A 22,587-nucleotide genomic window follows, 5' to 3' on the forward strand; every position below is an offset into this window, starting at 1 on the left:
ACGGCAAGAGGCTACGTCATGAACCGCCGAACACCCCTTTATATCGCCCTGGCTGGTACCGCCAGCCTGGCTGCATCATTCGCACCGCCACTAATGGCAGGCGTACAGACCCTGACGTCCGACGAGATGGTTGAAACCTATGTGAAGGATTCCGCCGTTATCGTGGTGCCCAAAGATCGGCAGAAGACAGAAGCAGACCGGCAGCGCATCATCCGCTCCCTGACCATATCTCCGGGCGAGCCGGTGCTGACAGAAGCGGAAGAGGAAGCCTACCGCGAAGCCCTTGAGCGTTTCCAGCGGGAAGGCAAAAAAGGGGCACTGGAAAGCGCGGAAGAGGAATTTCTGCGGCGCGCCCTGCTTTTGCCCCAGGAAGAACTGGCCCGGGCACAACCACCGGCGGAGTTCACGCCAACCATTCCACCGATTATCTTCGGACAACAGGCAGAGATACCGGATGAGCCTTTTACCCAAACCTTCCTCAACGACCAGTTGGGTGTCGGGTTTGATGGGCAGAACCTGAACTTCTCCATCGGCAACCCGCCGGGAATTGATAACATCCAGGTGCCCCATGGCATCAATGAGGGCCCGGTTACACTGACACCCCGGCCAGGTGGCGGGTTTGATCTTTCTATCGCGGTGCCTGATCGGTAAGGCTATCGCTACCACCCCGAAACAGAAAGAGCGGTGACCCTTGGTGAGTCACCGCTCTTTTTTTACGCCTGTACTTTTCTCGGGCGTAAAAAAACGCCCCGCAGTACGGGGCGCCCACACCAGAGGTGTTATCCCATCAGCTTAGTGACCGTAAACAGCCAGCTTGGTGTTGCTGATGTGCAGGTTGTCGATACCGATGGTACCGATGTTTGCACCGCCGATAACAGTTTCGGCAACGTTGATGTCCATCAGGACGTCATCAACATCGATGCGCAGTGCGCCAGTCGCTGCTGAATTCGTGCCTAGACCATCGCCCTTGTAGATGTCCAGACCAACAATGGCAAAGCCGGCCTGAGCCAGAGCTACCTTGGTCTGTTCTTCCGCAGTCGGAGCAGCAGCATCTTCTGCGAAGATCGCGAGAAGACCATCTTGACCCAATTCAACTCCACCAGCTTCAGAGCTATTGATAGTCATTCCTCGAACACCTATGCCGAGGAACTCGACATCAAAGTTCATTTCATTCACGGTGAACGCGGCATCTATGTTAAGAGTACCGGTGCCGGCTTGGCCGTTTACATCGTCAGTATCAACTCGAATGTCGAGTTGACCAAGCAGACCCCACGCGTCCATATTAGAAACAAGAACCGTATTCTCGCCTCCGTTACCTTCAAGCTCCATAGAACCGGCTGTGAAACCCCAGTCAATGGGCACTGGGTCAGAGTTCGGATCAGCGGGGTCACTCAGTTGCTGAGAGCTCACGTGAATGACCGCATCACCGTCATCTTCAACATCAATATCGATCCGCAGTTCATCCAACAGAGTGCCAGCACCTGTAGCTGAAGCATAAGCAGCTGCTGATGCTGAGCCACTTGTCAGCGCACCGCCCAACTCGATGTCCTTCACAGCGAAGGTGCCTTCGTCCGTGTAGGTGAACTGACCAATGCTTACCTGGGTTTCCAGCTCGATGGTTACACCAGCCTGACCGGTGACGTTACCCATCATGCTGTCGTCCATCGCCTGCAGCTCGGCTTGAGCGGCGAAGGGCGCAGCGGCAACGGCTGTTGCCAGTGCAAGTTTCTTCAGGCCTTTCATATTGTTCTCCTTGATTGAACTTATTGTTATCCGGTTGAACTTTTTAACTTTGTTGTGAGGCTCAACCTCACCACTCCATTTAAGATTGTTTTACACTCTGGTTCCGTGAATGCATTCACAAATTGTCACAAAACAACGCAGCCCGTAATATATCTGGAAATATTCTTTTAATATCAATTACCTGAAGAATCACTTTCACCTTTGTCATCGTAGAATATCTGGAACGGCTTTTCCTGGGACATGGGCTCTCCAAAACTGGCTTTCCCATTTTTGAGGTCGAGAGGAATCAGTTTGAAGCCCGATATGCCAAGACGGTGCTCATGCTCAAGAACCAGAGCGCGGATGGTTTCTCCATCTTTTTCCACGCTTCCGGGATAAGCGATCACGGATGCATGAATTTCGCCACGTCGGGCAATGGATTTGAGCCCGGCCCGATACATCAGCACCTTCACCTGGCCTGGTGCTTTCTCGGCTTTTTCTTCCAGCCTCATTTGCTGCACCTTATCGGATTTCATTACCATGAAAGCCATCGGGCGGAAGATGCCGGCTTCTTCGAGTTCAGCACCTGCTTTTTTTATCACCGCATCGGTCATTTCCTTGAGATGCCGCTGAGCAACTGCAACCACCGCTGCCAAATCCTTGTCATCCAGCTTGCCATCCGAAAGCACATGATCCTCTCGATCAATCGCATCCTGCGCCAAAGCTCCTGCTGGAATCGCAAAACCGACGATAAGTGCCAAGACAAATCGCTTACCAATGCCGTTACAAGTCTTCATACTGGTTACTGCCCTCGGGATTATTGTTTAAAATGCACCGGCCAAAGCCTTTCCAAGCCCGAAAATCGGTGACTTGCCGCACAGGCTACCGTGAACCCATGCAAGATTTTGTTAAGTATGTAACATCGTGAAAACATTAAGTGCGGAAGAGGCTGAAAGCCTGGTTTCACAGATCACCGGCCAACATGGGTTTATCGATTACACCGACGCCGGCAGGCAGCGGCGGATTGTTACGGCGTTCCCGCTAAAAAGCTGGCAGGTGCCCAGGGATGAACTGGCTTTTTCGAAGCTGACAACTGACATCGGGCACGCCTGGGAGGAATTCGCCTCGGGGGCAGATCAGGCAACAGCCGGCGGTGTCATGGGCACCCTGTTCTACGAGGCCGGAAACCACACGGTGCCGGGGTTTTCCGGCCAGCTCGGGAGCGACGACGGGGACTATGGCTATATTGGTCTCTATCTTTGGCAACTGACCATCGATACTTCCGGCACCCAACTACCGAGGCTGGACTTCCACCCCGATTGCGCCAGCCAAACCATGGAGCGGGTCCTCCACCTCGCCGGCCAGGATCTTGATCGCCCTGCTCCCTTCGTCATGAGCCAGGGTTTCAGGGCGGACCAGCCTGCCGAGCACTACCGCGACGGTGTGTCCGAGGTACTGCGCTACATCCATGCCGGGGACTGCTACCAGGTCAACCTGTCCAACAAGTACACCGGCGGCTATCAGGGCGAACCGTACACGGCGTTCCAGGCCTTATGCCGGGCCGTACCTGTTCCCCACGCGGCGTATATAAACGCAGGCCCCTACCAGGTACTCAGCATTTCACCGGAGCTGTTCCTGAGTATCGAACAGGGCCGAAGGGTCGTCAGTAAACCCATCAAGGGCACCAGACCCCGGGATTTGAAGTCGGCCGAGAATGACCAGCGCATTGCCGACTCCCTGGCCGCGGCCGAAAAGGACCGTGCCGAAAACCTGATGATCGTGGACCTGATCCGCAACGACCTGTCGCGGTTCTGCGAGCCCTTTTCCGTTTCGGTGCCGCAGCTGTTCAGTATCGAGAGCTACGAAAACGTCCATCAACTGGTCAGTACCGTGGAAGGCAGGCTGCAGGCGGACATCACACCGCTTCAAGCCCTTCTCTCCGCCTTCCCTGGCGGTTCGATTACCGGTGCTCCCAAGCGCCGGGCGATGGAAATCATCGACAGCCTGGAGCCACATCGCCGGGGGCCCTATTGTGGATCCGTCTTCCGCTGGGATTTTTCCAATAACCTTGGGAGCAATATTGCGATCCGCACCTTGATGACGGATTCCGAGGGAAAGATTCACTGCTGGGCGGGGTGTGGGATTGTCGCGGACTCGGCCCCGGAGGATGAATACCAGGAATCCGTGGACAAAGTACAAAAGCTGATGAACGTACTAGAGGCCCTGTAAGACGGGAAACCAGGAAAGCCGGGACAACACCCGCCCCGGCCGGGCCGGGCCGGCGCGATCAGTTGTGGATGGCGCTGGCCTTCAGGAACTCACCCTTCAGCTCCTCAAAGGTATGAACCGCCGGGAACTGTGGAAACTCCTCAATCACATTCTTCGGCGCATGGAACAGGATGCCCGCCTCCGCCTGGCCCAGCATGGTGGTGTCGTTGTAGGAGTCGCCTGCCGCAATCACCCGGTAGTTCAGCAACTGGAACGCCCGCACGGACTGGCGCTTGGGGTCACGCTGGCGCAGCAGGTAATCGGTAATCCGTCCCTCGTCGTTCACTTCCAGCTTGTGACATAGCAGTGCCGGGTAGCCCAGCTTGGCCATCAGCGGCATGGCGAACTCATAAAAGGTGTCTGACAGGATCACCAACTGGAACCGCTCCCGCAGCCAGTCCAGGAATTCCCTGGCGCCGGGCAACGGGTCCAGCTCGCCAATCACTTCCTGGATCTGGGGCAGGCCGTAGCCGTGCTGGTCCAGCAGCTTCAGGCGTTGCTGCATCAGCACATCGTAGTCGGGAATGTCGCGGGTGGTCGCCTTGAGCTCCTCAATGCCGGTTTTTTCCGCAAACGCGATCCAGATCTCCGGGATCAGTACTCCTTCAAGGTCAAGGCACGCGAGTTCCACAATGGTCTCCTGATAAATTGAACGCTGGGCAGACCGGCGGAGCACCGCCGGGGATTGGAATCAGGCGGTATGATAAGAAAATCCGGGCCGGAATGCATCGTGGATCTGCCTGGCTATAACGATATATTCCGGCATTCCTTCAGACTGGCGCGTGTTAATGGTAGATTTATCACACATTTACACCCCAGGTGATCCTTTCAATGACGGATATTTCACAGCTACAGACGGAGCTTGAGGGCCAGAGCCCCAGGGCCATCCTCAAGGCCGCCCTGGCGAAGTACGACAACATCGCCATTTCCTTCAGTGGTGCCGAAGATGTCGCCCTGATCGAGCTCGCCCACAAACTGACTGACAACCTGCAGGTCTTCACTCTCGATACGGCCCGCCTGCACCCCGAGACCTACGAGTTTATCGACAGGGTCCGCGAGCACTACGGCATTAAAATCGAAATAATGTTCCCGGACGCCGAGGAAGTGCAGGATCTGGTCACCCGCAAGGGCATGTTCAGCTTTTACGAGGATGGCCACGGCGAATGCTGCGGTATTCGCAAGGTGAACCCATTACGCAGAAAGCTGTCCACCGTGGACGCCTGGATCACCGGCCAGCGCAAGGACCAGAGCCCCGGTACCCGCAACGATGTACCCGTGGTACAGATCGACGACGCTTTCTCCACAGAGGATAAACAGCTGGTGAAGTTCAACCCGCTGGCAAACTGGAGCTCAAAGGAAGTCTGGGACTACATCCGCATGACGGAGGCCCCCTACAACAAGCTGCACGAAAAGGGCTTTGTCAGCATTGGTTGCGAGCCCTGCACGCGCCCTATCCTGCCCGGACAGCATGAGCGCGAGGGCCGCTGGTGGTGGGAGGAAGCCACAAAGAAAGAATGTGGCCTGCACTCCGGGAACCTGATCGCCCGGGAATAAACCCGTCAGTAGGTCGGCAGATCGATGTCTTTGAACAGTTCCTCGATCTCCGCCCTGCTGCCCTGATGGGTGACGGCTTCGTCCACCCGCTCCTTTGTCAGGTGGGGCGCAAACCGCCGGATAAAATCGTACATATAGCCGCGCAGGAAGGTTCCCTTGCGGAATCCGATACGGGTTACGCTGGGTCGGAACAGCTTGCTGGCGTCCAGGGCCACCAGATCGGTGTCGTTGGCTTCGTCGAAGGCCATGCTGGCGATGATGCCAACTCCCAATCCGAGCCGCACATAGGTTTTGATCACATCCGCATCGGCGGCCGTGAACACCACTTTCGGGGTCAGCCCGTGGGCCTGGAAGGCTTCATCCAGTTTTGAGCGGCCGGTAAAGCCGAATACGTAAGTGACCAGCGGAAACTCCGCCAGATCCGGCAATGTCAGCTCCGGCTTCTTCGCCAGCGGGTGGTCCTTCGGTACGATGATGCTGCGGTTCCATTTATAGCAGGGCATCATGATCAGGTCGTTGAACAACTCCATGGCCTCGGTGGCAATGGCGAAATCCACGGCACCGTTGGCGGCCATTTCGGAAATCTGCATCGGAGTGCCCTGATGCATGTGCAAAGACACCTCCGGGTAGGACTCAATAAAGCCGCGAATAATGGGAGGCAGTGCGTAGCGGGCCTGGGTGTGGGTGGTGGCAATGCTCAGGTCGCCCTTGCGCTGGTTGCTGAACTCCTGCGCGATTTTCTTGATGCCTTCCACCCGGCGCAGGATCTCACCCGCCTCGCGGATAATGATTTCCCCACCGGGCGTGATCCGGGTCAGATGCTTGCCGCTGCGGGCAAACACCTCCAACCCCAGTTCATCTTCCAGAAGACGGATCTGCTTGGATATTCCCGGCTGTGAGGTGAAAAGGCTCTGGGCAGTGGCGGATACGTTGAGATCATGGTGCGCAACTTCCCAGATATAGCGCAACTGTTGTAATTTCATCTACCCTGTCGCTCCCCATAAGGCCCGGTAAAAACCGGGGCATGTATACGCTGGTTTATTGTAGAAGAATACGCATAAAAACGTGATTTTTCATTCTTATTGAGCATACAGAATCCCTTCCACCACAGTTTAGACCAAAATAGCGATAACGCCGCATGACGACGGGGTCGTTTGTCTTTACGGCCCTTGACTTAACGGTGACAAAGCACACAATCCGTTATCTGGTTAATTCGTTAACCAGGCGGGACACTACCCATTCACCGGCATTCAGGGAAACAATGCTGCTAACCACCAAATTCCTCAGACCAACCGCCGACCCCCGCTCGGTGCAACGGGAGCGCCTGTGCGCCCTGCTGCAACCGGAAAGTGTCAAGCGGCTGAACCTGGTGGTGGCTCCGGCAGGCTTCGGCAAAACCACGCTGGTCAGCCAATGGTGCTCCCAATCCCCTTCCACCGTCGCCTGGCTGTCCCTGGATGAACACGACGACGATCCCCGTCGCTTCTGGCAATACGTCGTGGGTGCCTTTGAACACAACGGCCTGTTGGGACTTGAGGAATGCAGGCTGCAGCTGAGCCACTGCAGCCTGCAGGAGCTGGAAGGCCCGATTACCGCACTGATTAACGTCCTGGCCGCGGACGGGGCACCCTGGACACTGGTGATCGACGACTATCATTTTATCCGCGACCCACAGTTACAGCGCCAGGTTTCCTACTTTATTGATTACCTGCCTCCGGACATCCTGGTGACACTGGCTTCCCGAACCGAACCCGCACTGCCGCTTTCACGCTGGCGGGTACGTCGTTGGGTGGAAGACATTCACCCGGGCCTGTTGGCGTTCTCCGAGGAGGAGTGCCAGCGTTTTTTCCACGACACTATGGGGCTTGAGATCTCCGAGCAGGAAGTGCGCAGGATCTGCAGCAAAACCGAAGGCTGGGTGGCGGCGATGCAGCTATCAGCCCTTTCCGGCGGCAGCATCGACGAACGCAAGCCGGATGAAGGTGGCAAACAGCGAATCGACCTGGACGAGCGTCGCATCAGTGATTACGTGCTGACGGAGGTCCTGGAACAGCAACCGGCGCCGGTGCGGGAGTTCCTGCTGGATACCGCCTGCTGCCCACGGCTTTGCGCTTCCCTTTGCGACGCGGTTCGTGGCACCACCAACAGTCAGGTGCTGCTGGAGCAACTGCTGCGGGAAAACCTGTTCCTGATCCCCCTGGACACGCGCAACGAATGGTTCCGCTACCATGACCTGTTCCGGGATGCGCTGCTGCAGCGGGCAAGGCAGTTCAAGGCGGAAGATACGGAAAAGCACTGGCAACGGGCCGTCAACTGGCTGTTGACCCACGGCCATGTCCAGGAGGGCATTTCCCAGATCGTACGGCATGAGGACTGGCACTGGCTGGCACAGGTCCTGGCGGAACATGGCAACAATCTGATCCACGGCGGTTTTCACCTGCCGGTTCTCAACTGGCTGGATTCACTGCCCGCCAACGTTCTGCAGGAAAGCCCGCAGCTGCAGATGTTGAGGGTGTGGGCCCTGTTCTTCGCCAATCGGGTAGACCTACTGGACCCACTCCTCGGTGATCTGGAAGACATGCTGGATAAGCGCGTGGCGGACTCCCACCCCGACGCCGAGGGCGCCCTGGGCTTGCAGAGCGAGATTTCGCTGATCCGCTCCTACCTTGCACGCTCCAAAAGCGATGACAAAAGCGCCAGCGACCTCACCCAGCAGGTATTGCGGGACATCGACCACACCCGGATTCCGCTGAAATCAGTGACCTATTACGGTGTGGGGCTGGACTACTACGGCAAGGGCGACCTGGCCGCCGCCGAAGACGCCCTGAAATCGGCCGTGCGTTACGGCGAACTGGAACGCAAGCCCAGTACCGTACTCTCGAGCGGTGGCCTGCTGGCCTGGATCCAGTACAACCGGGGCGATATCGACGAAGCCCTGGATACCTGCACCCGCGTGCGGCAGTGGGTCGATCAGCACCACAGCGACCCCCGCCAGCCGATGCTGATTTCATGCTGGCAGAACAGTGCCCTGATCGAGATTTACCGGGAGCGTAACGAATTCCAACTGGCCACCTCCTATCTCGCGCCTTTGCTGGACCACGTCAACAACGGTACCGAGCCCGGCCAGCATGTGGTTATCCAGTATGTTCGTGGTCACCTGGCCTTCAGCGAGGGCCGCTACCGGGAAGCCACGGAGGCGCTGGAAGACGCCGCCAGTGTGGCAAGGCGCCGACGGGAGCATATCCTGTTCGAACCCCCGGCCTGTTCCGCCATGCTGGCCCGTTGTTACCTGGCCACCGGGCATCTGGAGCTGGCAGGGGAATGGCTGGATCAGGTGAGTCATGACCGCTTCACCAACCCGCTGAACCGGGAACAGAACCAGATCAGCATTGCGCGGGTTCAGGTTGCCCTGGGCCACCCTGAAGCGGCCATGGCTACGCTGGTGCCCTTGCGTCTGAGCGCCGAGCACGACCAGCACTACCGCCACCTGGTGGAAATCCAACTGGTCTACAGCGAAGCGCTTTACGCCGAAGGCAAGATTAAAGAGGCAGAACAGATGCTGGCCCAGGCCGTCCAGCGGGCATCGGAAGCAGGCTTTATGAGACTGCTGGCGGAAGAAAGCCCGACCATCCGCCGGCTGTGCCTGGAACTGCCCACACTGAAAGCACCGGGGCGCTGGAACAGCCGGGTACTGAGCATGCTGACCGAGCAGGCAGAGACGAAAATTCCAGATTCGGCCTCACCAAAGGAGACCGAAGAGGAGGCCCCAACGGAGTCTGGCAACACCGATCTGCCAGAACCCCTGAGCCAGCGGGAACTGGAAGTGCTGGACCTGATCAACCGTGGCCTTGCCAACAAGGACATCGCCAGCACCATGGGGGTAGCGCCCACCACGGTGAAAGCCCATATCCGCAATCTTTATGGCAAGCTGGCTGTGGGGTCCCGTACCGAAGCCCTGGCGCGGGCCCGGGAGCTGCGGTTACTGGCGTAGACAGCAGACTCCTGGACAACATTCCGCTATCAGTTTGTGAGCCGCGTCACGTTTTCTGCGATTTTTGTACGCCCACTACGCCCTTTGGACGATCCGGATACGCCCCCTCCTCCCTTATGATTCTCCCAACGCTGAGGGAAACCTCGGTGAGAATTCTGAAACTTCAGGCCTTCAGACTTCTTGTTCCGCGTTGTTTCGACGCCCCGGGTTCATTAAGGACCCACTCTACAAGAGCCACTCCTATGGGTTGGCTCTTTTTTTATGGCTCGATGATACGCCGGAAAGGCGGCAGTGCATCCAGCAGCAACTGTCCGTAACGGCGGGCAATGATGCGCCGGTCCAGGATGGTAACGCGGCCGGTGTCGGACTCGGTCCGCAACAGACGGCCAACGGCCTGGACCAGTTTGATGGACGCATCGGGTACGGTGATCTCCATGAACGGGTTTCCGCCCCGGTGTGTCACCCACTCCGCCAGGCTGGCTTCGATGGGATCATCCGGCACCGAGAACGGCAGGCGGGTGATCACCACGTGGCTCAGGTACTTGCCGGGCAGGTCGATGCCCTCGGCAAAACTGGCAACGCCAAACAACACGCTGGGCAGCCCCTCATCCACCCGGCTGCAATGGCGGCGCAGAACCTCCCCTTTCGCCATGTCATCCTGGGTGGTGATCAGGTCCGGGTATTCCGGTGCCAGGGCGTCACGCACCAGTTGCATCTGGCGCCGGGACGTAAACAACACCAGGGTCGCCTTCTCTCCGGCCCAAAGACCCGGCAGCCGCGAAACCACCTGATCGGTAAAGCTGTCGTCCGTGGGCATGGCGGTCATGGCCGGCACTTCCACCGTTGCCATATCGCCGTAGCGGAAGGAGCTGGGAACCACCACAAAGCGGCTGGTTTCCGGCAGTCCCGCGCGGGATTTCAGGCGGTCAAACCGGCCCAGGGCCGTCAGGGTCGCGCTGGTCAGCACCGCGCCGTAAGCCCGGGACCAGAGCCTGGAATACAGTAGGTTATCCGCCAGTACGGGGCTGCTGTAGAGGGTAATGTCTTCGGCATGCTCCCAGCGCTGCCGGACTGCCCAGCGGGCGGCAGGTGGCCCGGAGCGTTTGTTCGACTTCGCCGCGTCCTCCTCATCCTTTTCCGGATCCTCCGCCGGTTGGCCCGGATTGTCACTCCAGGCCGCCCATAACCGCAGCTGGTCCTCGGCGCGGCTGTGGAAGGAGCCAATCACCGGATACCAGGATTCCGCCGTATCCCGGTCCACGTCGCTGGCCTTGCGTTCATCGAAGGCCGTCTGTAGTTCGTCCACCATAACGCCAAGCTGGCGAACCAGGGTTGCCGTTGCCACCCGGGTCTCCACCGCCAGCCCGGCCAGCACCTCCGGCAACGCCCCTTCCGGATAACGCCACTGGGCGGACCGGCGCTCTTCGTTGAACTCCCAGCCGGTGTTCTGTTCAGCTTCGTCGTAAACCTTCGCCAGGGAGATATCCACTTCCCGGGAAGCCGAGCTGATCCTGTCGATGGTTTTCGCGGCCTGGGTGCCGGGTGTCAGGAACGGCTGCATCTTGCCCAGCGCCTGGGACAGCTGTTTCAGCCATTGGCGTGTCGAATTCAGGGGCACCGAGGCTGCAAAATGATTCAGTGCCTTGTCCGGGAGGTGGTGGGCTTCGTCGAAGATAAACAATGCGTTTTCAGGCTCGGGCAGGATGGCACCCCCACCCAGGGCCAGGTCCGCCAGTACCAGGTCGTGGTTGGCGACGACAATATCCGCATCATCCAGATCCTTGCGGGCATCAAAGAAGGCACAACTATCGAAATAGCTGCAGTGGCGATTGGTGCACTGGCGGTGGTCGGTGGTGACCTGGCGCCACACATCGTCCGGTATCTGGTCGGGCCAGTGGTCGCGGTCGCCGTCCCACTTACGGGAACCGTAGCTCGCCAGCATGTCCTCGAAATAGGCCCGGGTGCCGGGCTCTTCCTTGCCGGGCCCATCCAGCAAAAATAAAGGCATGGTATCGCTGTCGCCGTTGCCCTCGTCATGCAGTCGCGCTTCCAGGCGGGACATGCACAGGTAACGGCCGCGGCCCTTGGCCAGGGTCCAGGTAAAGTCCAGATTGCTGTGTTTTTTAAGGTCCGGCAGGTCCTTGTGCACAATCTGGTCCTGCAGGGCCACGGTGGCGGTGGAGATCACCAGGGTTTTGCCCAGTGCCCGTGCAACGGGAATGGCGGCAATGAGGTACGCCAGGGTCTTGCCGGTACCGGTGCCGGCCTCCACCACACAGGTGCCCGCCGGCGAGGTGCGCTGGCCGTCGTTCTCGGTGATGTCGCCCATGTAGCGGGCAATCTCGGCGATCATCAGGCGTTGGCCATAACGGGCGCGGATATCCTTGCCGGCAAGCACATCGCGATAGGTCTGTTGTATCTGCTGTTTGACGTCGTCGGTAAGTGCCATTATTCCGGACTCACCCAGTTGCGGACCACGCCAACCCGGAACCGACGGCCGTCCATGCTCAGCTCCACCCCTTCCTCGGTAATGCGCTCAACGGTGATGCCGGAGAACGACTCCCCGGGCCGCAGATAGTTGTCGTTAATCATTACCCGCCTGGAAGACGGTTCGGACGCGTAGATATGGCTGTTAAAAATCAGGTCGGGCACCCTTTTCTGGAAAGAAAGTGGAAGTTCAACGAGGTGTGGCGCTCTTTGTGTGGCCGTGGTTTCATCATGGCTGGGGTTAACCGCGCTGGGAGTACGCGGCGTCGGGACGATTACCGTGGGCCGTTCCCTACCCTCCCCATCGCCGGTTTCCGCAACTGCCTCCATGGGCGCGTCCGCAGTCACTCCCGGCGTTGGAATTTCAATGGCACCCTCAAGCGTACCACTGCCCTGCGCTGGCGGAGCCTGATCTGGAGCGGTTGTTTGCCGGACTGGTTCGGGTTCGGGCTCAACAATCTCCGGTTCTAAAGCTGCTACCGGCGCCTCTGTGCCGGTTGGCGAAGCAGACGGTTCCGGTGCCTGCGCAGGCGAGCTCTGGGGCCAGAAGACCCAGGCCAACACGGCCGCATTGAGCACCAGGCCGATGGCCACCCACACCAGGACTGGAACCGACTTCTGCTTGGGCTTGTGGATCAATTGAACCTGCTGCCCAAGATCCGGTATCCGGCCCTGGCGTCGTTCAGTTTCTGACTTCCTGAGAGCATCGAGGATATAGGACATGTCAGTTAACCACCTTTCCAGACGTTAGCCGTGGAACGGGAGACCCCAGGTCGTTGTTCATCTGGATAATGGTCATGGCGCCTGCAATACCGTCCACCGTGAGGCCCTTCTGCTGCTGGTACCAACGCACCTGTTCTTCAGTGGGCATACGGTTGACGCGGTTCTCTTCTTCCCGGCTGCTGGCGTAACGGCTCGCCAGTTCCATCATCCGCGAGCCCATCCAGATCTGCTCCGAAACCCGGCCCGCACCCTGCTCGCTATCGCTCGCCCCCTGTGCCATGTGGTCAGGCGCTTCCCACAACACCGTAAACTCACCAAACCAGTAGGGTTCCAGGCTGGAAAAAGCCACGTCCTGGCGGCCGCCGGGCAGTTCAATGCTTGCACGATTGTCTTCGAGGCCACTCAATACCGCGTAGCGACTGTCGCCTTCTTCATTGCGCAATTGCAGGATGGCTGGCCGGTCCAGGTACTCCAGGCTGCGACGGGAACCTCGATTTTCAAGGCACCGCAATCCTTTGTCTTCGGCGAACTGGCAGGCAACAGGGTTTTGGGAAACCCGGTATTCCCACCCCCAAAGCCTGAACAGCTCCCGGAACGCCGCCGGCAATGCCACTGACTGGTCCGGGAACTTGAATTCCGGCAACGCCTCTTCCTGCTCCGATTCATCAGCATCAACGCTACTTTGCGGCACAGCGTCCAGCGGGCCAGGGACGGCCTCCTCGGGTTCAACCCGTTCAATGGCACCGATCAGGGGTTGGCTTTCATCGCCGGCGGACGCATCCGGAGTCATCCAGCCGGAGCCGGGGAGCCGGTCCAGTAACCAGGCGGTCATGATAAACGCCATCAGGATGCTCGCGGCCACTACCAGTATATGAGACTTGCCAGACATCGTCCCTGAGCGCCTTGAAGCACCGCCTCCACTCACTTCGCGGGCCGCATTGCGGATATGGGCAGCGGTAATCTGGTGCTCCCCTTCGGCGTAGGCTCCTAATAACGCGCGGTCGCTGATCAGATTAATCAATCGGGGCACACCCTGGCTGGCGCGGTACAACGACCGGGCCGCGCCTTCGGTGAAAATCTCACCCCGAAGGCCAGCCACGCTCAGCCGATAACGCAGGTAGGCTTCAATCTCTTCGCGGCCCAGGGCATCAAGATGATAACGGGCCGTCACCCGTTGATTCAGTTGCCGCAATTCCGGCAATGCCAGTATATCCTGCAGCTCAGGCTGGCCCAGCAGCACGATCTGAAGCAGCTTTTTCTCGGCGGTTTCCAGGTTGGTGAGCAGGCGCAACTGCTCAAGCACTTCCGCGGACAGGTTCTGGGCTTCATCGATCATCAGAACCTTGTGGCGGCCGGCGGCGTGGGCCTTCAGAAGGTCATCGTTGATCAGCCCCACCAATTCCTTGATGGATGACCCGACCGGATGGGGAATCTCGAGCTCGTCGCAAATGGAAGACAACAGCTCACGGGCGGACAACCTGGGATTCAGGATAAGAGCTATATCCACATGGTCCGGCACATTCTCAATGAAACAGCGGCTGACGGTGGTCTTGCCAGTACCGACTTCGCCGGTAATCACGATAAACCCGCCCTGCCCCTGCACGCCATACATCAGGTGCGCCAACGCTTCCTTGTGGCGCTCACTGAGATACAGGTAGCGTGGGTCCGGGGCAATCGAAAACGGGGGCTCCCGGAAACCGAAAAAATCGTAGTACATGAGTGTCCAGTCAGGTGCTCAGGCGGAGCTTGCGGGAGCCGCCATCGGGCTCCCCGGCTATCGCGGTATCATACCGCCCGGCTCCCGGGGCTGTCATCTCATGATGTGCCGGAATCCGCACTGCTTACCAGTCTCAGTTCGGCGGTGGAACGGCGTTGCTCGGACTTCAGCCGTCCGATGCAGCGCTCCAGGGTCTTGGAGATTCGCGCATGGGAGCGGATCATGGAGATTTTGGGCCAGGTTGCCCGCTCCCCCTGCAATATCATTTCCCGAACCCAGGCTGGATCCGGGTTGGACAGCATGCGCCGGTAGTCCTTCAGGCGGTACGACGGCGAGATGGTCACATCACCGGAATACCTCTGCCCCATGATGGTATACATCTGGCCCGACACCTGCCGCAGGATTTCCGGCTGCACCCGTTTGCGCAGGTAGTCAAACAGGCCCTGGCCATGGTACTGGATTTCCGATTTCAGCAGGTGCATGGGCAGGTTGGCTATGCTGATCTTCTCGTCCCGGCCGCGACGGTTCAGGAAAGGCACCACGTGGGGGTTGGTCTGGCTGACAATGGTGAAATTCACATCGTAGAGGTGCATCAGCCGCTCAATCGGCAAATCACTGACCACCGAACCGTCCACGAATTTCAGGCGGGACATATAGGGCAGCACATTGCCGTGGATATCCTTCTTCATCAGCGGCACCGGTGGGAAAATGCCCGGTACCGCCGCACTCGCCAATACCGCACTCCACACCAGCAGGTAAGGCGACGTGTAACCACACAACAAACGGGCTTTCTGGTGAGTCTGTACCGGGGACACGCTCACATTAATGGAGCGCCCCGTTTTCTGGAACGCCTCCTCGAAGGTATATTCCCCGATATTGGCGCGCAAACAGGCTTCCAGTTGCTCCTGGTCCATCAGCCCGTCGCCACGGACGGCACTGAGTAACCCGCGCCATTTCCAGGCCTTCAGGTCGTGGTTCTCCGGCACCAGCATGTCCGGGATCTCGGCGTCGCTGTGGACCCCCAGTATGCCGGCGATAATGGCACCAATGCTGGAGCCGGCAATCACTTGCGGCAACAGGCCCTTTTCCCACAGCGCCTTGATGACCCCGAAATGAAACATGCCCAGCGTTGCACCACCGCTGAGCAGCAAAGCCGGGCGGCCGTAGCTGGTCAGGGTATCCCTGAAAAACTGGAGTTTGTCGACAACCGGGAACCCGGGCACCCTGGTGTCGCACAGGAAATCCAGCGACTCACAAACCTGGGCAATGTATTCCTCGATCAGGTGCTTGGTACCAACCCGGGAGCGGGTATACAGGGCGGTGTTGCCCATATTACCCAGGTCGTGGTGCAGCCCTTCCCGTAAAGCCCGCTTCAGGCGCTCGAAGTCGTTCTGCTGGCGGTAGTTGCGCAGGTTACTGAGCCGGTCGTAAATCAGCTCGTAGTGGTAAAGGTCGGAACCGAACTCCTCCTTCCACTCGACGTTGCCCTCGAGGAAATCCAGTTCGAGGGCGGCCGCCTTCCACATCTCGTAGTTGGTCGCCTCCGCCAGCATCCTGCGGAATTTCCGAATTCGGTCATCGACCATCAGGCTCCCCTCAGAAATCCTCGAGCATCAGATCCTCATTGTCGTCACTGGCGAAAGGATCGTTCACGGTTCTGCCATCATTGATCAGGTACGCCCGCCGCTGCAGGTAGGCATTCCTGACGAAAGTATAGCCATCACCAGACATAAATCCCTCTGCTGGAATGAGGTCGGCGCGCTTGTCCACGATCTGAAGGGCCCTGGCATAGTATATGTCCGGACTTTCAGCAAGATCCCAGGCGGATGGCAACAGCAGGTTATCGGACGCGAAGCCGCCGAGGTCCCTGGGGTTAGACGGCCCCAGTAGCGGCAACATCAGGTAGGGGCCGGATTCCACGCCCCAATAGCCCAGTGTCTGGCCGAAATCCTCGGGCTGTTCCGGCAACTCGAACATGGTCGCAACATCGATTAACCCGCCCAGGCCAAACACCGTGTTGTAGGTAAACCGGCCGGCCGCAACCACTGCGGATTCACCTTTCAGTTGAAAGATGCTGTTTGCAAGATTGCGAATTTCAGTCAGGTTATTGAAGAAGTTGGTGACCGCACGGTCAGCAAAACCCGGCATAATGCTCCGGTAACCACTGGCAACAGGACGAAGGAACCAGTTATCAATGGTCTCATTGAAGCGGTAGACCTTGCGGTTCCAATCCTCGTACGGGTCAACCTCGCTCGGCGGAACATCAAGTTTTCGTTCTGCCATGTCCGGGTTCGCCGGCTGCACGGTCTGCGCGGCCACGTCGCCCGCGAACAGGCATATAACAATCAGGGCGCCAATCACCGGGTGCCGGGAAAAAATGTCTCTCATCTTCAGACCTGAGGTTGTTAAATCTGTTGCTATTCGTCGAAAATACCGGCGCTTTGTTTTTTTGTTATTAACCCCTTTTCAGGAGCAACCCGATGTCAGTACCCGGGAATCTGGTCAGCACCCTTTCCATGCCTCTTCGTTGGGGCGATATGGACGCCTACGGCCACGCCAATAATACCGTTTATTTCCGCTTTTTCGAGGAAGCCCGCATAACCTGGCTGGCATCCCTGGAACTGGGCGCGGAAAACGCCCCCGACGGCCCGATCATTATAAAGACGAGCGCCACCTTTCTGAAGGAGCTGGCTCATCCGGCAACGGTTGAGGTAAGAACATACGCTGACAAAGCAGGCAATACCAGCCTCGACACCTATCATACCCTGACTGATATCGAGTCCGGGGAACTGTACGCGGAAGGCTACGCGAAGATTGTCTGGTTTGACCGCATCAAACGCACATCGACGCCACTACCGGACAAACTCAGGGCGCTGGCAGCGCAATAACCGCACCGCCAACGCTACTCTCGCTCTATCGGCGGCGTACCACAACGCTGCCGATGGAATAGCCCGCCCCGAAGGAGCAGATTACGCCCAGATCGCCAGAGGTGAAATCTTCCTTGTGTTTGTGAAAAGCGATGATGGAGCCGGCTGAGCTGGTATTGGCGTACTCGTCCAGAATGACCGGGGCCTCATCCGTATCCGCATCGCGCCCGAGCACCTTGCGGGCAATCAGCTGGTTCATGTTCAGGTTGGCCTGGTGCAGCCACATGCGTTTGAGGTCACCCGGCGACAGGGACAGACTGGAAAGCTGTTTGAGAATGGTTTCGGCCACCAGTGGCGACACTTCCTTGAACACCTTTCTGCCCTGCTGGACAAAGAGCTTGTCCGGCTTGTTGATACCCTCTTTATCGCCTCTGTTAAGGAAGCCGAAGTTGTTACGGATGTTGTTGGAAAACTTCGTCTTCAGGCTGGTTCCAAGGATCTCGAACCCCTGGCCTTCGGACACATCCGCATCACGTTCCACCAGAATGGCCGTGCAGGCGTCGCCAAAAATAAAGTGGCTGTCACGGTCGCGAAAGTTCAGGTGGCCGGAGCAGATTTCGGGGCTGACCACCAGTACCGCCCGGGCGGTGCCATTCTCAACGGCGTTCACCGCCGCCTGCAGGCCGAAGGTTGCCGAACTGCACGCCACGTTCATGTCGTAGGCGAAGCCATCAATACCCAGGGCCTCCTGGACCTCAACGGAAATGGCCGGATAGGGGCGCTGCATGTTGGAGCAGGCAACGATGACAGCATCCACGTCGGAGGCGGTTTTGCCAGCCTGCTCAAGCGCTTCATTACAGGCAGCGAGGGACATCTCGCACTGTACGGAGGGTTCGTCGTTGGAACGATCCGGAATATTCGGACACATGCGCTCCGGATCCAGAATGCCGTCTTTGTCGATCACGTGGCGGCGTTTGATGCCGGAAGCTTTTTCGATAAAAGCCGACGACGACGGCTCCAACGGTTCCATGTCACCACTGGCAATCTCGTCGGCATGACGCGCATTGTGGAGTTCGACAAAGGCGTTGAACGCCTCCACCAGCTCTTCGTTGGTAATGGTTGCTGGCGGTGTATACAACCCGGTCCCGCTGATAACGGCTTTAATCACGCTAACCCCACGTCGTAGTGATATAAGTAGTGATACAAGTAGTGATAAAAAAGGTAATAAACAGGTTCTGGAGAAGGCTGTAAAAACGACACAACCTGAACGCACCAATATTGCCCAAATACTAACACAGTCTCAACGTTTTGCCCGCGACAACGACTGTCTCAAACCCGGGTTTTCTCCCACTGCCTGTCGAGGCGCTTGACCGATACCGGCACGGCCGTACCAAGCTGCTGTGCAAAGAAGGACACACGGAACTCCTCCAGCATCCAGCGATAGAGCACCAGTTCCGGGTCTCTCACCCCCTGGCGCTGATGCTCATCCCGCTTACTGGCGTAGCGTGACCAGAGCGGTTCCATGGTATGCAGGAATTCCCGCTCTCGACCCAGCTCTCTCGGCATTTTCTCGAAACGTATACTGGCCGCTTCGAAATAGCGACCAAAGTGGGCCAGCCATTCCGGCGGCGTTGAAACAAGAAAACCTGGATAAACAAGGTTCTGAAGCTGAAACTTCAAGTCAGTCATGCTGTTTGCAAGGGCCAGGTTGATCTTACCCTTGAGCTGCTTCATCACCCCGTGGTATCCGGTCATGGCCTGGTGCAGGCGTTCATCGGCCGCTTCCAGTGCCGGTATGAAATCCGCCCTTCCCTTGTCAAAGGCCTGATCGAAGGCATCGGAATCCCTGGGCACTTCTCCAGCCACAAAATGCTGCATCGCTGTGGCCAGCAGCAGGTCATCCAGCAGGACGCGGGCCTTTCCTACCGGCGCAAACATCAGGGCAGAGGCCTTGAAGTGCGGCAATTTACGGTCAATATCATCCAGCCTGTCGCCGAGCCTTATCAGAATCAGCCTTGCCACCGCCTTCCGGGTGGCGTCCTCCGCCGTCAGGCGATCCAGGAAGCGGGTCTGGCGTACCGAATCCCCCAGGTCCTCGAGCGCCGGGTACACCGTGACCTCCATGCCGCCCTTTTCGGTGCGCACTGATTCTGGCAACCGCCCAAAGTCCCAGGCGCTGGATATTCTGTCAGGCGCATCGCCTGGCTCCTTCCTGGCCGCCGATGACAGGGCCGCTTCCGCGCGGCCTTCCAGTTCGTCCTGGAGCTTTTCCGTCTCCCGCCCCTCGGCGATGGGCTTGCCGGCGTCGTCCACCACCCGCAGGTTCATCCGTAAATGTCTTGGCAACTCCTCCTGCGGCCACGCCTCGGGATCAATCCGTACACCCGTCATCCTCCGGAGCTGTTCCCCAAGCTGAAGTGCCAGGGGTTCGTTGGAGGGCTGAAGGTTCTCCAGGGCGGCATCCACAAAGTCCGGCACCGGCACGAAGTTGCGCCGCAACGCCTTGGGCAGGCCCTTCACCAGTGCAATGCATTTCTCCCGCAGCAATCCGGGCACCAGCCATTCAAGCCGGCGGGCCGGCAGTTGCTTGAGAGCCATTACCGGCGCCTGGAGTGTCACGCCGTCCCTTTCGCTGGTGGGTTCAAACTCATAGCTAAGCGGGTATCTGACCCCCTCCCATTCCAGGTAATCCGGGTACAGGGCGCCAGCTTGCTCGTCCACTGGCCGCTGCAGGATGTCCGCCTCGGTCAGTTCCATCTTGCGCAGTTCGTCGGCGCTCAGCTGCTTCCACCAACTTTCAAAATGGCGTCCGCTGACGATGTCGTCCGGCAGGCGCTGATCATAGAAATCCACCAGCACCTCGTCCTCCACCAGAAGATCCCGGCGCCGGGTCTTGCGCTCCAGGTTCTCGACGGTATCCAGCAGTTCCCGGTTGCGGGCAATGAACGGTGCTTTGGACTGGTAATCCCCCTCCACCAGAGCACGGCGGATAAACAGGTTGCGGCACTCAACGGGGTCCACCTTGCTGTAGGGAATGCGGCGTTTGGCAATGATATCCAGGCCGTACAGACTGACTTTTTCGTAACCCATTACCTGGGCGCGTTTCTGCTCCCAATGAGGTTCGAAATAATGATGCTTAACGACATGGCCGGCCAGGGGTTCGATCCACTCCGGCTCGATCTTCGCCACCACCCGGGCAAATACACGGCTGGTTTCGACGATTTCCGCCGCAACAATCCACTTGGGACCGGTTTTCGACACCTTTGAACCCGGGAAGATCATCACCTTGCGATTGCGGGTGGCCAGGTATTCCTTCTTTTCCAGTTTGACCGCCACCTGCCCCAGCAGGCCTGCCAGTATGGCCTTGTGGAGCGACTCATAACTGGCCGCTTCCTCGTTGAGCTTAAGCTTTTGCTCGCGGCAGATCAGCGTGAGCTGACGGTGGATATCGCGCCATTCCCGCATCCGCATCCAGGACAGGAAGCTTTTCTGGCACACTTTCTTGAGCTGGTTCTGGGATAACTCCTGGCGCTGCTCCTCATAGAAGCTCCAGATATTCAGCAACGTCAGGAAGTCAGATTCCTTGTCATTGAATGGCGCGTGGGCCTGGTCGGCAGCCTGCTGCTTGTCCTGGGGCCTTTCCCTCGGGTCCTGGACACTCAGGCCGGCGATAATCACCAGGGTTTCCGCCAGGCTGCCCTGTTCCGACGAGGTCACCAGCATACGGGCCAGCCGTGGATCCAGTGGCAGCCTTGCCATGGTACGGCCAAGGCCGGTCACCCGGCGCCTGTCATCCACCGCTCCCAACTCTTCAAGCAGTTTGTAGCCGTCGTTGATCAGCCGCGCATCGGGTGGTTCAAGGAATGGAAAGTGGCGGATGTCCCCGAGCCCGGAGGTGGTCATCTGCAGGATAACCGACGCCAAATTCGTGCGAAGAATCTCCGGATCGGTGTACTCGGGACGGTTGATGAAGTCGGTTTCGTCATAGAGGCGGAAACAGATACCCGGCGCCACCCGGCCACATCGACCGGCACGCTGGTTGGCACTGGCCTGGGATACCGGCTCGATAGGCAAACGCTGGATCTTGGAGCGAACGCTATAGCGGCTGATCCGTGCCACACCGGTGTCGATCACATAACGTATGCCAGGCACCGTCAGGGAGGTTTCCGCCACGTTGGTGGACAGCACCATCCGCCGGCCCCGGTGGCTCTGGAAAATCCGGTTCTGTTCCTGGTTGCTGAGGCGAGAGTACAGCGGCAACACCTCGGTATGGCGCAGGTCCGCGTGGCGCAGCACCTTGCTGAGGCTGCGGATTTCCCGTTCCCCGGGCAGGAATACCAGCACATCACCGGGCGGCTGTTTTTCCGCCCGCTCATGCTGCTCAATTTCCTCCATGGCCCGGAGTACGCCGTCGGTCCAGCCCTGGTCCCGGTCGTCCTCATCGCCGGTCAGGGGGCGATAGCGGATATCCACCGGGAAGGTGCGGCCACTGACTTCAATTACTGGCGCGTCGTTGAAAAACCGGCTGAACCGCTCCACCTCAATGGTGGCGGAGGTAATGATCACCTTCAGGTCCGGCCGTTTTGGCAGAAGCTGCCGCAGGTACCCCATCAGGAAATCAATGTTGAGGCTGCGTTCGTGGGCCTCGTCGATAATCAGGGTGTCGTAGCGGTCCAGGAAACGGTCATGCTGGACTTCCGACAGCAGGATGCCATCGGTCATCACTTTCAGCCGGGACTGCTCGGAGGTGGTGTCGGTAAAACGAACCTGATACCCCACCTGACCGCCAGTTTGCCCCCCCAACTCTTCTGCGATGCGGCCTGCCACGGTACGGGCGGCAATCCGCCGGGGCTGGGTGTGGCCGATCAGCCCGCGAATGCCACGGCCACTGTTCATGCAGATTTTGGGAATCTGGGTGGTTTTGCCGGAACCGGTCTCGCCGGCAACGATAACGACCTGGTTCTGCTCAATGGCCTCACGGATGTCATCGACCCGCTCGGACACTGGTAGCGACGGAGGGAATGTGGCGGGCTTATGTTGCGCCTGGCGTTCACGAACACGGGCGAGGCCGCGATCAAGCCATTGCGCCATCTTCTCCAGGTCTTTCTGCCCCGGGCGGCCCTTCTTGCGGGCCACCAGTTTGTGTATACGGGCAGCCTCCAGCTGGTTACAGGCGTCCAGCTGTTCCATGACGGCCTTGACGACCGCCTTGGAGTCTGGAGTATTCGTCTGCTTTTCAGGTGGAGCTGAAGTCATGG

General features: G+C 58.6%; 16 protein-coding genes. 5 read left to right on the top strand and 11 right to left on the bottom strand.

Going from position 1 to position 22,587, the window contains the following annotated elements; translation table 11 throughout:
* Nucleotides 1–18 precede the first annotated feature (18 nt).
* Nucleotides 19–651, top strand: a complete 633-nt coding sequence (locus NLU14_RS09215; RefSeq protein ID WP_275705934.1) for a hypothetical protein — start codon at nucleotides 19–21, stop codon at nucleotides 649–651.
* Nucleotides 652–792: 141 nt separating this feature from the next.
* On the opposite strand, the gene NLU14_RS09220 is transcribed toward NLU14_RS09215, so the two are convergent.
* Nucleotides 793–1,743 (bottom strand): DUF6160 family protein, encoded by a 951-nt coding sequence (locus NLU14_RS09220; protein ID WP_275705935.1) that lies wholly within the window; start codon nucleotides 1,741–1,743, stop codon nucleotides 793–795.
* A 173-nt stretch (nucleotides 1,744–1,916) separates the two neighbouring features.
* Nucleotides 1,917–2,483, bottom strand: coding sequence for a hypothetical protein (locus NLU14_RS09225; RefSeq protein WP_275705936.1), 567 nt, complete (start codon nucleotides 2,481–2,483; stop codon nucleotides 1,917–1,919).
* A 163-nt stretch (nucleotides 2,484–2,646) separates the two neighbouring features.
* On the opposite strand from NLU14_RS09225, the gene NLU14_RS09230 reads away from it, so the two are divergent.
* The gene (locus tag NLU14_RS09230) at nucleotides 2,647–3,951 is read left to right on the top strand and encodes an anthranilate synthase component I family protein (RefSeq protein ID WP_275705937.1); all 1,305 of its coding nucleotides are present in this window, start codon (nucleotides 2,647–2,649) and stop codon (nucleotides 3,949–3,951) included.
* A 58-nt stretch (nucleotides 3,952–4,009) separates the two neighbouring features.
* Here NLU14_RS09230 and thrH read toward each other — a convergent pair whose 3' ends face one another.
* The gene (thrH, locus tag NLU14_RS09235; protein WP_275705938.1) at nucleotides 4,010–4,621 is read right to left on the bottom strand and encodes a bifunctional phosphoserine phosphatase/homoserine phosphotransferase ThrH; all 612 of its coding nucleotides are present in this window, start codon (nucleotides 4,619–4,621) and stop codon (nucleotides 4,010–4,012) included.
* A gap of 200 nt (nucleotides 4,622–4,821) precedes the next feature.
* On the opposite strand from thrH, the gene NLU14_RS09240 reads away from it, so the two are divergent.
* Nucleotides 4,822–5,544 carry a phosphoadenylyl-sulfate reductase gene (locus NLU14_RS09240; protein WP_275705939.1) on the top strand — a complete coding sequence of 241 codons (723 nt, stop codon included), beginning with the start codon at nucleotides 4,822–4,824 and terminating at the stop codon, nucleotides 5,542–5,544.
* A gap of 5 nt (nucleotides 5,545–5,549) precedes the next feature.
* Here the strand turns inward: NLU14_RS09240 and cysB are convergent, their stop codons facing one another.
* The gene (gene cysB / locus NLU14_RS09245; protein WP_275705940.1) at nucleotides 5,550–6,527 is read right to left on the bottom strand and encodes an HTH-type transcriptional regulator CysB; all 978 of its coding nucleotides are present in this window, start codon (nucleotides 6,525–6,527) and stop codon (nucleotides 5,550–5,552) included.
* 278 nt (nucleotides 6,528–6,805) lie between these two features.
* On the opposite strand from cysB, the gene NLU14_RS09250 reads away from it, so the two are divergent.
* Nucleotides 6,806–9,535: a winged helix-turn-helix domain-containing protein gene (locus NLU14_RS09250; protein ID WP_275705941.1), complete on the top strand. Its 2,730-nt coding sequence runs from the start codon at nucleotides 6,806–6,808 to the stop codon at nucleotides 9,533–9,535.
* Between the two features lie 259 nt (nucleotides 9,536–9,794).
* On the opposite strand, the gene dinG is transcribed toward NLU14_RS09250, so the two are convergent.
* The 5 genes from dinG to NLU14_RS09275 all read right to left on the bottom strand — a co-directional run bounded on the left by dinG (nucleotide 9,795) and on the right by NLU14_RS09275 (nucleotide 16,850).
* Entirely contained in the window at nucleotides 9,795–11,984 is a 2,190-nt protein-coding gene (dinG, locus tag NLU14_RS09255) for an ATP-dependent DNA helicase DinG (protein ID WP_275705942.1), read from the bottom strand.
* Entirely contained in the window at nucleotides 11,984–12,745 is a 762-nt protein-coding gene (locus NLU14_RS09260) for a general secretion pathway protein GspB (RefSeq protein ID WP_275705943.1), read from the bottom strand. The genes dinG and NLU14_RS09260 overlap by 1 nt, the downstream gene beginning before the upstream one ends.
* Nucleotide 12,746: 1 nt before the next feature.
* Nucleotides 12,747–14,462 (bottom strand): ExeA family protein, encoded by a 1,716-nt coding sequence (locus NLU14_RS09265; protein WP_275705944.1) that lies wholly within the window; start codon nucleotides 14,460–14,462, stop codon nucleotides 12,747–12,749.
* 98 nt (nucleotides 14,463–14,560) lie between these two features.
* The gene (locus NLU14_RS09270; protein ID WP_275705945.1) at nucleotides 14,561–16,048 is read right to left on the bottom strand and encodes a DUF3336 domain-containing protein; all 1,488 of its coding nucleotides are present in this window, start codon (nucleotides 16,046–16,048) and stop codon (nucleotides 14,561–14,563) included.
* Between the two features lie 10 nt (nucleotides 16,049–16,058).
* On the bottom strand, nucleotides 16,059–16,850 hold the full coding sequence (locus tag NLU14_RS09275; RefSeq protein WP_275705946.1) for an MlaA family lipoprotein: 792 nt from the start codon (nucleotides 16,848–16,850) through the stop codon (nucleotides 16,059–16,061).
* Nucleotides 16,851–16,942: 92 nt separating this feature from the next.
* On the opposite strand from NLU14_RS09275, the gene NLU14_RS09280 reads away from it, so the two are divergent.
* Nucleotides 16,943–17,350 (top strand): acyl-CoA thioesterase, encoded by a 408-nt coding sequence (locus NLU14_RS09280; protein WP_275705947.1) that lies wholly within the window; start codon nucleotides 16,943–16,945, stop codon nucleotides 17,348–17,350.
* Nucleotides 17,351–17,375: 25 nt separating this feature from the next.
* Here NLU14_RS09280 and NLU14_RS09285 read toward each other — a convergent pair whose 3' ends face one another.
* Entirely contained in the window at nucleotides 17,376–18,497 is a 1,122-nt protein-coding gene (locus NLU14_RS09285) for a beta-ketoacyl-ACP synthase III (protein WP_275705948.1), read from the bottom strand.
* A gap of 161 nt (nucleotides 18,498–18,658) precedes the next feature.
* Nucleotides 18,659–22,585 (bottom strand): ATP-dependent RNA helicase HrpA, encoded by a 3,927-nt coding sequence (gene hrpA / locus NLU14_RS09290; RefSeq protein ID WP_275705949.1) that lies wholly within the window; start codon nucleotides 22,583–22,585, stop codon nucleotides 18,659–18,661.
* Nucleotides 22,586–22,587: the final 2 nt, after the last annotated feature.

The organism is Marinobacter iranensis, from assembly GCF_029207565.1.
Taxonomy (GTDB): Bacteria; Pseudomonadota; Gammaproteobacteria; order Pseudomonadales; family Oleiphilaceae; genus Marinobacter; species Marinobacter iranensis.

Bases quoted from the DNA above. Each gene is read 5' to 3' on its own strand.
- NLU14_RS09215 (WP_275705934.1), top strand. From the start codon at position 19: ATGAACCGCCGAACACCCCTTTATATCGCCCTGGCTGGTACCGCCAGC.
- NLU14_RS09220 (WP_275705935.1), bottom strand. From the start codon at position 1,743: ATGAAAGGCCTGAAGAAACTTGCACTGGCAACAGCCGTTGCCGCTGCG.
- NLU14_RS09240 (WP_275705939.1), top strand. From the start codon at position 4,822: ATGACGGATATTTCACAGCTACAGACGGAGCTTGAGGGCCAGAGCCCC.
- cysB (WP_275705940.1), bottom strand. From the start codon at position 6,527: ATGAAATTACAACAGTTGCGCTATATCTGGGAAGTTGCGCACCATGAT.
- NLU14_RS09250 (WP_275705941.1), top strand. From the start codon at position 6,806: ATGCTGCTAACCACCAAATTCCTCAGACCAACCGCCGACCCCCGCTCG.
- dinG (WP_275705942.1), bottom strand. From the start codon at position 11,984: ATGGCACTTACCGACGACGTCAAACAGCAGATACAACAGACCTATCGC.
- NLU14_RS09260 (WP_275705943.1), bottom strand. From the start codon at position 12,745: ATGTCCTATATCCTCGATGCTCTCAGGAAGTCAGAAACTGAACGACGC.
- NLU14_RS09265 (WP_275705944.1), bottom strand. From the start codon at position 14,462: ATGTACTACGATTTTTTCGGTTTCCGGGAGCCCCCGTTTTCGATTGCC.
- NLU14_RS09270 (WP_275705945.1), bottom strand. From the start codon at position 16,048: ATGGTCGATGACCGAATTCGGAAATTCCGCAGGATGCTGGCGGAGGCG.
- NLU14_RS09275 (WP_275705946.1), bottom strand. From the start codon at position 16,850: ATGAGAGACATTTTTTCCCGGCACCCGGTGATTGGCGCCCTGATTGTT.
- NLU14_RS09280 (WP_275705947.1), top strand. From the start codon at position 16,943: ATGTCAGTACCCGGGAATCTGGTCAGCACCCTTTCCATGCCTCTTCGT.
- hrpA (WP_275705949.1), bottom strand. From the start codon at position 22,585: ATGACTTCAGCTCCACCTGAAAAGCAGACGAATACTCCAGACTCCAAG.